We start from the raw sequence: 11,955 nt of genomic DNA, 5'->3' as shown, positions 1-11,955 counted from the left end.
GACTCACTTTCTTTTGAGAGGATCTAACTTCCTTTCAGCTTCTGTGCCATTACTTTCTCCTGCAAAGAATCATCGTGAGTCCTGGTACTCCCCGGTTCATACTTCAATGTCAAAGGAACACTTTTGTGAAATCAGCATCTGCCCTGGTACTTTGTTCGTGTCTGTTTCTGAATCTCTGCCTGCAGGATGCAATGTCCGCAGAAAAAACCAAACCCCAAGGCAAATGGATTCCCTTGTTCAACGGGAAAGATCTTGATGACTGGACCGTCAAAATTCGCGGCTACGATGCAGGAGACAACTTCGGCAACACGTTTCGCGTGGAAGATGGTCTCTTGAAAGTCGACTACGATCAATATGATGAGTTCGCCGAAAAATTCGGACACCTGTTTTACAAAGACTCGTTTTCAGATTACATCATCCGTGTTGAATATCGCTTCACAGGAGAACAATCAAAGGGAGGTCCCGGCTGGGCATTTCGCAACAGCGGAATCATGGTTCATGGACAAAGCCCCGAAAGCATGTCAAAAGATCAGAAGTTTCCCGTTTCCATTGAAGTCCAGTTACTGGGAGGTAAAGGCACTGGAAAACGCCCCACAGCAAACTTGTGTACTCCGGGCACGCATGTGGTGATGGACGGAAAACTGTTTAAGCCACACTGCATCAACTCCAGTTCCAAAACCTATCATGGCGACCAGTGGGTCACCGTCGAAGTCGAAGTACGCGGAAACAAAGTCATCAAACATATCATCGACGGGGAAACCGTACTCTCATATACGAAACCACAACTGGATGATCAGGATGCGGACGCCAAGCAGCTCATCGAAAAAGGAGCGCCGATCATGTTGGACAAAGGAACCATCTCCCTCCAGTCCGAAAGCCATCCCATCGAATTTCGCAAAGTAGAGCTCATGAAACTGGCACCTTAATCAGGTCTGCTATTGCTATTGAGAATCGGTTTCAAAGAACGGACGCCTGGGCTCTGGAACGGGAGAGATCTTGTTTCAATACAGGAAAATAGGCGATTTTGATCAGTTTCAGTCTGGAACAAATCCTTCGATTTACGAATACTACCTGTAGTATCTCAGACTGAAATTGATCTTTGTCCGACTCGACTAATCGTCGGCAGTACTAAGCAACTACGAAAGAAAGCAAAACCAAATGAAGGGTAGCCAGAAAATCATCGATGCCTTGAACGATGGGCTCACTATCGAACTGACGGCAATCAACCTGTATTTCATCTCATCAAAGATGTGCAAAGACTGGGGCTTCGACAAACTGGCCAAGCATTTCTACGATGAATCCATTGAAGAAATGAAACATGCAGAGCAAGTCATTGACCGGATCCTCTACCTGGATGGCGTCCCGGAAATTGCCCGTTATGATGTGATTCAAGTCGGAAAAACCGCAGAAGAGCAAATCCGTAACAGCCTCGCCCTGGAGACCAAAGGGGTCGCCACCTATAATGGAGCAATCGAACTCTGCCATCAGGAAAAAGACGCCGGTAGCCGGGAATTGATGGACCAGATGGTCGTAGAATCGGAAGAAAGCATCGACTGGTGTGAATCACAGCTCGAACTGATCACCCAGGTCGGAATCCAGAATTATCTCGCTGAGCAGATCCGGGAATAGGTTCCGTTTAACCAAGTGAAACGGCAGCGGCACAGAGACAACGCCGCTTGGATTGACCGCAATCATCGCACAATCCAGCCAGCAAGTCTTTAATGCGACAGTGGCAAGCGGTGCAACCTTTTCCCGCACCGCAGCCACGCGTTACTTCATGTACCGACTCTGCACTGGATTCGGTAATGCACTGTTGCACTTCTTCCGGTGTCACCTTCAAACAGTGACAGAGAAAACGGCGACGCGGAGCAACCTCAGTTGTCTGAACTGCGGCAGCGTGCTCTAACTTGCTCTCAGTAACAGTTGACATATCTCGTTATACCCAAGCGTCTGTTGCATCCAATGTGACAAGACGCTTTTTTATTCAGAGTGTATCGCGTGGTAATTTTCACAGGGTTCCACAGGCAGGAAACGCTTTAACCCTGGTTTCAGGTTTGACCTCACGGCAAGTCGAGTATGAGACTCAGTCTCAACTAGAACTAGTATATCGGTATTCGCAGAACTGTCAACTAGTCTGAAAAAAGATTTTTCACCTCGTCAGGATTAACCCGACCAAAACAGCGCACATTCATACACACCCAATATCAAATTCGTGCTGTCCACGAGGCAAACACCTGCAAAGCACCAGACCCTGCCCCAGATACGAAAACAGGCCCGCCGAAAGGCAGGCCTGAGACACTCTGGAAGGCGTGCAGCCACTCATGTCGTCTGCTTCTTAAATGCCGTATCGGGATCACGAAACCGATATCCGACACCCCGCACGGTCTCGATCAACTCGGAGTGCTTATCCAGCTTCTGACGCAATGCCCGAATATGTACATCAATCGTCCGTTCCAGGACCAGTGCATCATCCCCCAGAGCAGCATCAATCAGCTCGGCACGAGAAAACACGCGGCCCGGCTGCCTGACCAGTGCTTCGAGTAATTCGAACTCACTCCGCGTCAGTGAAATCGGCACATCATCAATCATCACACGATGCCGTCTGCGGTCGATCATCACTCCCTGGCTGACAATCGTGTCTGTGGCTTCTCCGTTGCTCTCACGGCGTCTGAGCAAGGCCTTAATTCGTTCCAGGAGAATTTTCACGCTAAACGGCTTCGTTACATAATCATCCGCCCCTAGCGTAAACCCGACCACCTGATCCGTCTCTTCTGACTTTGCCGTCAGCATCAGAATCAGCACGTTGCTGGTCACAGGATCAGACCGAAGTCTACGACACACTTCCAGTCCATCCATTTGCGGAAGCATCAAATCCAGAATAATCAGATCCGGAGTTTTGAGTTGTGCCTGTCGCAGCCCATCCATCCCATCCAAGGCAACAACCGCATCGTATTTCTCCTGTCGCAGATTGTATGCGAGAACTTCAGAGAGAGAACGATCATCTTCAATCACAAGAATGCGTTTCTTTGACATATCTTTTTCTTACACCACTTAAACAAAACAAATCAGGTAGAAAATGTTTCTTTATGACGATGACGAACAATTTCGCCTTCCGTCAGATAAATCACATCTTCCGCAATATTGGTCGTATGGTCGGCAATACGTTCAATGTGACGCGCTGAAGAAAAGAAATGTAGTGCCGGCTTTATCAATTCTGCATCGGTTTGCATCAACAGATAAATCTCGTTGATAATCTCACGATTATATCCGTCGACAATATCATCCCGCTTACAGACATCACGCGCTTTATCAGTATCAAAATCGACGAAAGCATCAATCGCATCACGAAGCATGGAAACCGTCACTTTGGTCATGGGTTCCAACGAGGAAGGAATGCGAAAATTGGGGTAATGGGACAACCCGATTGTCCGCTCTGCGATATTCACTGCCAGATCAGCGATACGTTCCAGATCGTTGTTGATCTTCAGCACCGTCGCCGTTTCACGCAAATCGACAGCCACTGGCTGATGTAGCGCCAGAATCTTCAGGCAGTCTTCTTCAATTTTGACTTCGCTTTCATTGATAGCACGTTCTTTTTCAATGACTTCGTTCGCAAGATCAACCTGCACCTCATACAGTGCACGGCTGGCTTTGGAAATCATCTCTTCCACCAGTGAAGACTGGGTGATAATTTCTCTTTCAAGCGATTCCATATCGCGCTGTAAGTGTTTCGTCATTGTCTTACCCAAACCTGCCGGTGATATAGTCCTCGGTCTGCTGCTTCTTGGGATTCGTAAAGAGCTCTTCCGTCGCCCCTGACTCCACCAGCAAACCCTGATAGAAAAACGCAGCCTGATCCGACACGCGTGCCGCCTGCTGCATGTTATGTGTCACAATGACAATGGTATACTGTTCTTTAAGTTCAAAAATTAAATCTTCAATGCGGGCCGTAGAAGCGGGGTCCAAAGCAGACGCCGGCTCATCCATCAGCAAAATATCGGGATCATTGGCGAGCGCACGGGCAATACACAGCCGCTGCTGCTGACCGCCGGATAAATTCAAAGCCGACTCACTCAACCGATCCTTGACTTCATCCCACAAAGCCGACCTTTGCAGCGATTGTTCAACAATCTCATACAACACTTTTTTCTTACGGATGCCGGCAATCTTGGGACCAAAAGCGACATTATCAAAAATCGATTTAGGAAACGGCGTTGACTTCTGGAACACCATCCCAATCCGTTTTCGCAAAGTGACAATGTCTGTCCGGGAAGAGTAAATATCCTGGCCTTCCAGTAGAATTTTACCCTCGACCCGAGTCCCTTCGATCATATCATTCATCCGGTTCAGACAACGCAGAAACGTCGACTTACCACAACCAGACGGACCAATAAACGCAGTCACACAACATTCCGGTATCGAAAGCGATATGTCGGTTAAAGCCCGATTCTCCGAATAATAAAAGGACAAATCTCGCACGCTGATTTTCTCAGTCGCCTGCGCTAATTCATCTGCAGTCCGCATGCTCTTACCATCGGGAATCGAAGGACGAACGAGTGGAGCTTTTGAATAATCGGAAGTCGCCTTATCGGATGGTTGCATATTTTTTTTAACCGAGGGTGTAGAAGCCATGGATTGAAAATCCTTGCTGAGTCCAATTATAGTTACTTTTTATCAAATCTCTGTGTCTATTTTTCGTTTTTCTGCTGCTGCTCAAAACGCGTGCCCTACCAGCGGATTTTTTTACCATATTTATGTCGCACAAATACGGCAATCGCATTCATACTGACTAATAAAATTAGCAGTACCAGAATCCCGGCTGCCGCCAGATGATGAAACTCTTCCTGAGGACGCGCAGTCCAGTTAAAAATCTGAATCGGCAATGACGTGAATTCATCGGAAAGACTCTCAGGCACAAACGGTACGTAAGCCATTGCCCCCACGACAATTAAAGGAGCCGCCTCACCCAAGGCACGAGACAGGGCTAAAATCACCCCCGTCATGATTCCCGGTAATGAAGCCGGCAACACCTGATACCAGACCGTCTGCCAACGCGTGGCACCTAACGCATACGCAGAGCGACGAATCGAATCAGGCACCGATCTCAGCGCTTCCTGTGAAGCCAGAATGATAATTGGCAACACCACTAGCGTCAGAGTCAACGCACCGGAGAGGACACTTCGATCAAAGGCCAAAGCCCGCACAAACAAGCCGAGTCCTAAAATCCCGTACACGATCGAAGGCACACCTGCCAGGTTGGAAATATTCAATTGAATCAATTTACGCCACCGGTTCTTGGGAGCATATTCTTCCAGATAGACGGCTGCGCCCACTCCTAAGGGAACGGAAAACAACGCAGTCAGACCGATCAGCCAGATACTTCCATATAACGCAGTCTTGATTCCCGCCTTGTGAGGAAATCGGGAAGGCAGCCGTTCGATAAAGTCCCAGCTCAACCAGCCTTTTCCCTGAATAATGATATTCCAGATCAGAACCAGTAACATCAGCACGCAGGTCATCGTCGCCAGAAAACAGAGGGACGTAAACAGAAAGTTTGAGATTCTGCCACGCGGCTTGGTTGTATATAGATCGAGTTTGTTGCTACTCATTCGTATTTTTCTCCTACGCGGGAGAGAATATATTGTGCAAGGATATTCATGGTCATCGTGGAAATGAACAGGGTCAAACCGACGGCAAAAATCGTACGATATTCTACGGTGCCCGTCGGCGTATCTCCCTGACTGACCTGCACAATGTAGGCGGTCATCGTTTGGATGCTCTCCAAAGGATTCAATGTCAACTTCGGAGTCGCCCCGGCAGCCAATGTCACCGCCATCGTTTCACCGATGGCGCGGGAGATGGCTAACAGAAAACTGGCAATAATTCCCGATAACGCGGCCGGCACAACCACGCGCACCGTCACTTCAAATTTATTCGCACCTAACGCAAATGCAGCCCCTCGTAAAGACAGAGGAACAGACTGCAAAATATCTTCACTTAAGGAAATGATCATCGGGAGAATCATAATCCCCACAACAATACAGGCACTGGCAGCATTGAATACGCCCGCACTGGGAAACACGTACCGAATAATGGGAGACACGAAGACAACCGCCAGATATCCATAAACAACAGAAGGGATGCCTGCCAGAATTTCCAGCATCGGTTTCACAACATCACGAAAACGGGGAGACGCATATTCGCTAAGATAAATGGCCGTTCCCAGACCGATCGGAACCGCCACAAACGCTGCTCCCCCGGCTACCAGTATCGTTCCACACATCAAAGGCAGAATCCCGAAATGCTGTGGCTTCAGGAGAGGCGCCCATCTCGTGCCTGTCAGAAACTCGATAATCGACACATCAAAGAAGAACTGCACTGACTCATACAACAGGACAACGACAATGCCCACAGTCACCAGCACAGAAATGCTGGCACACACAAACAGGCTGAAATGAATCAAACCTTCATAGACCGGGCGCAGTCTGACCAGCAGACCATCGCCCCTTTCTAAAGAGGTAGAGCGAGGCAGCTTGATTGCAGCTGCCTCGCTGAGTTCCATCTCGATCGATTGTTCTTCTTTCGAACGTTCGTCTGTCACTTGGACATTGCTCCCTTAAGGGCTTCTTCGTTCGCTTTCGCAACTTCATCAGATACCGGCACATAGCCAACATCTTTAGCAAGCTGAGCCGCATTTTCGAGATAAAACTTGACAAACGCCGCTACCTCAGGTCGCTCTAATGCTGACTTTCGCACATAGATAAACAGAGGGCGAGACAACGGTGCATAAGAGTTGTTACGTACGGTTTCCAAAGAAGGCTTCGTACAACCTTTGCCACCATCGACGGCCAGTAATTTCAGCTTATCTTTGTTTTCATCGTAATAAGCATATCCAAAATAACCGATTGCAAATTCATCTGAAGAAACACCGGTTACCAGAACATTATCGTCTTCACTGGCGGTGTAATCGGAGCGGCTTGCTTTTTCTTCTCCCACAATCGCTTCGGTGAAGTAATCGAAGGTTCCGGAATCAGTACCAGGACCATACAGCTTGATGTCTTTGGCGGGCCATTTGGGATCCAGGTCTTTCCACTGTTTCACGCCACTTTCAGGACGCCACAGTTCTTTGAGCTGACCGACGGTCAAACACTCACACCAGGTATTCTTAGGATTGGCAATCACAGCCAAGCCATCAAAGGCAACCGACAGTTCGATAAACTCGATTCCTTTTTCTTTGCAGGCTGCAGCTTCTTTTTCTTTCATCCCACGCGAAGCATCGCAGATATCAATTTCACCGGCGATGAATTTTTTCATTCCACCACCAGTACCGGAAATTCCCACAATCGGATGCACATCAGGCTGCACAGTTCGGAATTCTTCAGCAACTGCTTCACTGATGGGATAAACTGTACTCGACCCATCAATTTGTACCTTGCCGGACAGCTTCTCGCCGCCATCCGCTTCGCTCCCTGCTTCTTTAGCAGCAGGACCATTTGCGCTGTCACTGTTTCCTTTACAGCCAACACCAATCAGGGAAACCCCAACAGCCAGGCACATCAGCCCGAATACTTTCCCGATGTTTGTCTTGATCATTTCGTGCGTCTCTCCCAATGAGATATGGTGGTAAAACAAGATTGTTATCTGTGCAAATTAAGGTGCCAGAAACAGACCAGTCAAAACCAGACAACGGATGACAGACCTGCCTCGGACGTGCATTACCATACCCGCTAATTGTTAAGATAATATTAAGATACCGTGAAGTACTTAATCTTTCCCGAACATGGGGCGCAGAGAAAATGGTTCCTGTAAGTCTTTTTATAAAAGCAACTTACGAAACTCGTTATTAAGAATTAGCCACGAGGAAGCCGCACAGAAAACGTGCTTCCCTCACCGACTTTGCTGGTCACACTGATTGTCCCCTGAAAGGACTGAACCAGATGCTTCACAATCGAAAGCCCCAGCCCAGTGCCACCCAGTTCGCGCGAACGGGCTTTGTCAACACGGAAGAATCGTTCGAACAGACGGGCCTGATATTTTTCCGCAATCCCGATCCCCGTATCCTGCACCTGCAGTAGAACCATCCCAGAATCTTCTAGCTCCCAGCGAATCGTAACCCGCCCCTGATCGGGAGTGTATTTGATCGCATTATTAATCAAATTCCCCAGAATCTGATGCAGCCCCTCTTCGTCGGCTTTTACTTTGATCCCGGGTTCTTTTTCTTCAATTAACAATTCAATCTGATTGGACTCAGCCACTTTTTGCTGGTCGACCAGACACGATTCCACAAACGGCCGCAACTCAATGCTGATGATATCAAACACCTGATTCCCGGATTCGATACTCGCCAGACTGATCAGGTCCAGAATCAGCTGATGCAGACGGTCGGCCTGTTCTTCAATCCTCATCAAAAACGTCTTGTTGATTTCCGGGTCGTCCATCGCTCCCCGAATCAGCGTTTCGGTATATGCCTTGATCGAACTCAACGGAGTTTTCAATTCATGCGACACATTCGCCACAAATTCCTGCCTGAGCGACTCCAACCGGCGCAACTCAGTCATGTCAAACAACACGATCACCAGGCCAGGACAGGGAGTTCCCGGCAACGGTGTCGTCGTCACCCCCAGAATCCGATCGCTGGTACTCTCCAGTTCGACCTCCATTCGCTGCGGTTCTAACGTGTTCAAGACCTCTGTCACCGACTTTTGCAATTGATGATTGCGAACCGATTCAAACAGCGGCTTCCCCTCCGCTTCTTCCGGAGAGAAAAACAGCAATCGACCGGCTGATTCGTTGGCGAACAACACATGCTGCCGTTCATTCGTCGCAATCACTCCTTCGACCATCCCTTCCAGAACAGTACTCAACCGGTCTCCGCTGGCCTGCAACTGTCTGACGCGCTCGGCCATCTCCTGACTCATATGATTGAACGACTGTGCCAGAATACCCAGTTCATCATGCTGCGGAAAATAGAGCTTCTGATCATAATCCCCGCCGGCAATCGCCTCGGCGGCATTGGTCAGAATCGTCAGGGGACGAATCATCCGCGCCACAACCCAATAGGTCAGCAGCATCACCGTAAAACTGACCAGCAAGGCAATACTCCAGATCAACTTCTCGATTGAAGAAGTCTCCTCCTGGATTTTCGCCATCGTGATGGCAACCCGCACCACTCCTTCAGGCTGCCCGTCTTCCTTGAATAACAGGGCGTAATACAACATCGGTTCACTCAACGTCGGACTGAGCCGTTTTGAACTCCCCTCGCCGGTCGACATCGCCTGAATGATTTCAACCCGATTTTTATGATTCTCCATCTCCCGGACCAGCTCCAGAGTCTCCTGATCCGAGTCGGCGATCACCAGTCCGTCCATGTCAATCAGAGTCAATCGCGTTCCGGTCTTCTGCCCCAGCTTTTTCACTTTTTCCTGCAGTTGCTCTGAAAGTCCCTGCTCGAAAATACCATCCAGACTGCTCCGCATGATAATCGCCGAATCGTGCAGACGCTGCTTAATCTGTTCTTCAACCTGATCCTGCTGGCGTCCGGAAACAATCAAAACAAAGACAATTGCAGACGCAATATTTAAACCGGCATAAACCAGAAACAGTTTCCAGAACAGTCGCGAAGACCACATCGATACATCCACCTTGATGATTGACAGAGCATTCAACGATCATTAATGGCTGAATAGACTCTGAATACGCAATACGATACTCGATTGCCGGCTAAAGAGAATTCGCTTATTGTGATACCGATGCCTGTCTGTTCGCAAGGGCTGAACTGCATTTTCATTCAGAGTTCACGAGAACTGAGTAAAATAACGCGTTCGCGAATCCACAATACCTGCATCATAAAAGAAATACTCTTGAACGACACGAGCAGATGCGAACCCTGTCAAACGCATGTCGCAATTTGCTTTCAAAAAATGCACTGGATCATTCCCCGTCTCAGACAACCAGGTTTTCACCCCTGAAAAACAGACCTTTATTTCCGATTGACTCACAGCCGCGGCTCCCTAACATGCGGAGTTAGCGTCGCGCGCGCGAGCAAACACGATTTTCATCAGAAACTAAGTTCAGACTGCCTGAAACAAACGTCGCATTAACTCTTGCCCTGCCCGATGTTACCAGGACTCCGTTTTCAATCGCCTCTTCCAACAGCGTCTCAATTGTATCGTTTTGATACCGCTTCATTGCACTTTCCTGCGCTTTCATCGAACAAGAATTCCACTTCATCTGTGAATTTTCGCTTGCCCCATGCGTGCACTTCAGCATCATTGAGTGACGTCAGCCAACCACACACCACGTTCGTCCGCCAGCGCATTCACACCATCACAGTCAGCACACGCAGCCAAACCGCAACGGGAATTGTATGCGATAGCAGGCAACGTCACTAACTGAAGATCCGGCAGCAACGAACTGAATACGCCCCTGATCTGAGTGTTCAGACCAGGGGCGTGTCTCCTCAGGCAATCACTTTTGTGACCACGCCTGAACCAACGGTCTTACCGCCTTCACGGACGGCAAACCGATCTCCCTCTGCCAGTGCAACCGGGTGCGTGAGTGAAACACTCAACGAAACACCGTCGCCGGGCAAAGCCATATCAACGTCTCCCAGAACCATTGCGGTCCCGGTGACGTTGGTCGTGCGGAAGAAAAACTGCGGCGTATAACCGTTAAAGAACGGCGTATGACGGCCACCCTCTTCTTTCTTCAACACATACACTTCCGCTTCAAAATCCCGGTACGGCGTAACCGAACCCGCAACCGCCAGCACCTGGCCGCGCGACACTTCGTCGTATCCGGTCTTGCGCAACAGGCAGCCGACATTGTCACCAGCACGACCGGTCTCAACCAGCGCACTGAATGATTCGACTTGTGTCACCGTATCGACACGGGTCTCATCGCTCAGACCAAGGATCTCGACAGATTCACCGGCACGGATCTCTCCCTGCTCGATCTTTCCGGTCACAACCGTGCCACGCCCTGAGATCGAAAATACATTTTCAATCGACATCAGGAACGGCTTGTCGGTCATCCGCACAGGATCAGGGATAGAACGATCCAGTGCATCCAGCAATTGATTGATACACCGCGCTGCTTCCTCATCCGCCGGATGATCGTGAGCCTGTTTTGCAGATCCACGAATGAAGGGAACATCGTCTCCGGGAAAGCCGTACTGTGTCAGCATGTCCCGAATTTCCATTTCCACCAGTTCGATCAGATCGGGATCATCCACCAGATCGCATTTGTTAAGAAACACGACCAGATAAGGCACACCCACCTGCCGCGCCAGCAGAATATGCTCGCGCGTCTGAGGCATCGGACCATCGGCGGCCGAAACCAGCAGCACCGCACCATCCATCTGGGCCGCACCGGAAATCATATTCTTGATATAATCGGCGTGGCCGGGACAGTCGATATGGGCATAGGTACGATCTTCCGTTTCGTATTTGACATGCGAAGCGAGTATCGTCACCGTCTTGCTCTTATCGCGCACGATACCACCCTTGGCGATATCCTGATAAGACTTGGCCTGCGCCAGACCCTTCTCCGACTGCACTCCCAAAATGGCAGCCGTCAGAGTCGTTTTCCCATGGTCAATGTGACCAATCGTACCAACGTTGACATGAACTTTCTGAACCATTGCTCATAGCCTCCTTTCTCAAAGAGGAGTAGATCGCATTTACTGGCCAGCCTTCTGAGGTGAGCAGCCTCAGCAGCCTTTTTGTGCCCGTGCAGCTCCAGATCAGTTGATGCGACGAAAAAATGGTGACGTTAATTTCCAATGAGTTATGTACATAAAAAAACCCGCCTGATTGGGGAATCGGGCGGGTTGAACTGATGAATGAATAGTTGCGTCTCACACTCCAGACAACGATCCCACCCCGCCCTTGCTTGACGAGTCCTCTGATGATCTTGATCTGGTGAAGAATTGGAACATGGATTTTCCCTGTTTTA

At 49.3% G+C, this 11,955-nt stretch carries 12 protein-coding genes; 2 read left to right on the top strand and 10 right to left on the bottom strand.

The window, feature by feature from the left end; translation table 11 throughout:
* The first annotated feature begins 191 nt into the window (after positions 1–191).
* Together Pan241w_RS02715 and bfr are read left to right on the top strand one after the other, a co-directional pair.
* The gene (locus Pan241w_RS02715) at positions 192–926 is read left to right on the top strand and encodes a 3-keto-disaccharide hydrolase (RefSeq protein WP_145223161.1); all 735 of its coding nucleotides are present in this window, start codon (positions 192–194) and stop codon (positions 924–926) included.
* A 232-nt stretch (positions 927–1,158) separates the two neighbouring features.
* On the top strand, positions 1,159–1,629 hold the full coding sequence (gene bfr / locus Pan241w_RS02710) for a bacterioferritin (RefSeq protein ID WP_145210602.1): 471 nt from the start codon (positions 1,159–1,161) through the stop codon (positions 1,627–1,629).
* 7 nt (positions 1,630–1,636) lie between these two features.
* Here bfr and Pan241w_RS02705 read toward each other — a convergent pair whose 3' ends face one another.
* The 10 genes from Pan241w_RS02705 to tuf form a co-directional block, all read right to left on the bottom strand.
* Positions 1,637–1,930 (bottom strand): (2Fe-2S)-binding protein, encoded by a 294-nt coding sequence (locus Pan241w_RS02705; RefSeq protein WP_145210599.1) that lies wholly within the window; start codon positions 1,928–1,930, stop codon positions 1,637–1,639.
* A 389-nt stretch (positions 1,931–2,319) separates the two neighbouring features.
* Complete coding sequence (locus Pan241w_RS02700) at positions 2,320–3,033, bottom strand: response regulator (RefSeq protein WP_145210596.1); 714 nt, start codon at positions 3,031–3,033, stop codon at positions 2,320–2,322.
* 32 nt (positions 3,034–3,065) lie between these two features.
* Positions 3,066–3,737: a phosphate signaling complex protein PhoU gene (gene phoU / locus Pan241w_RS02695; RefSeq protein ID WP_145210593.1), complete on the bottom strand. Its 672-nt coding sequence runs from the start codon at positions 3,735–3,737 to the stop codon at positions 3,066–3,068.
* A 4-nt stretch (positions 3,738–3,741) separates the two neighbouring features.
* The gene (pstB, locus tag Pan241w_RS02690; protein ID WP_198000288.1) at positions 3,742–4,632 is read right to left on the bottom strand and encodes a phosphate ABC transporter ATP-binding protein PstB; all 891 of its coding nucleotides are present in this window, start codon (positions 4,630–4,632) and stop codon (positions 3,742–3,744) included.
* A gap of 95 nt (positions 4,633–4,727) precedes the next feature.
* Positions 4,728–5,609, bottom strand: a complete 882-nt coding sequence (gene pstA / locus Pan241w_RS02685; protein ID WP_145210590.1) for a phosphate ABC transporter permease PstA — start codon at positions 5,607–5,609, stop codon at positions 4,728–4,730.
* Positions 5,606–6,562: a phosphate ABC transporter permease subunit PstC gene (pstC, locus tag Pan241w_RS02680; RefSeq protein ID WP_145223157.1), complete on the bottom strand. Its 957-nt coding sequence runs from the start codon at positions 6,560–6,562 to the stop codon at positions 5,606–5,608. The genes pstA and pstC overlap by 4 nt, the downstream gene beginning before the upstream one ends.
* 35 nt (positions 6,563–6,597) lie before the next feature.
* Positions 6,598–7,593: a PstS family phosphate ABC transporter substrate-binding protein gene (locus Pan241w_RS02675; protein ID WP_145210587.1), complete on the bottom strand. Its 996-nt coding sequence runs from the start codon at positions 7,591–7,593 to the stop codon at positions 6,598–6,600.
* 257 nt (positions 7,594–7,850) lie between these two features.
* Positions 7,851–9,629, bottom strand: a complete 1,779-nt coding sequence (locus Pan241w_RS02670; RefSeq protein WP_145210584.1) for a HAMP domain-containing sensor histidine kinase — start codon at positions 9,627–9,629, stop codon at positions 7,851–7,853.
* A 394-nt stretch (positions 9,630–10,023) separates the two neighbouring features.
* Positions 10,024–10,209 carry a hypothetical protein gene (locus Pan241w_RS02665; RefSeq protein ID WP_145210581.1) on the bottom strand — a complete coding sequence of 62 codons (186 nt, stop codon included), beginning with the start codon at positions 10,207–10,209 and terminating at the stop codon, positions 10,024–10,026.
* Between the two features lie 250 nt (positions 10,210–10,459).
* Entirely contained in the window at positions 10,460–11,641 is a 1,182-nt protein-coding gene (gene tuf / locus Pan241w_RS02660) for an elongation factor Tu (RefSeq protein WP_145210578.1), read from the bottom strand.
* Positions 11,642–11,955 lie beyond the last annotated feature (314 nt).

The sequence above is a fragment of the Gimesia alba genome, from assembly GCF_007744675.1.
GTDB lineage: Bacteria > Planctomycetota > Planctomycetia > Planctomycetales > Planctomycetaceae > Gimesia > Gimesia alba.
The sequence above is the reverse complement of the archived record's forward strand: the minus strand, read 5'-3'. Positions and strand labels throughout refer to the sequence as shown.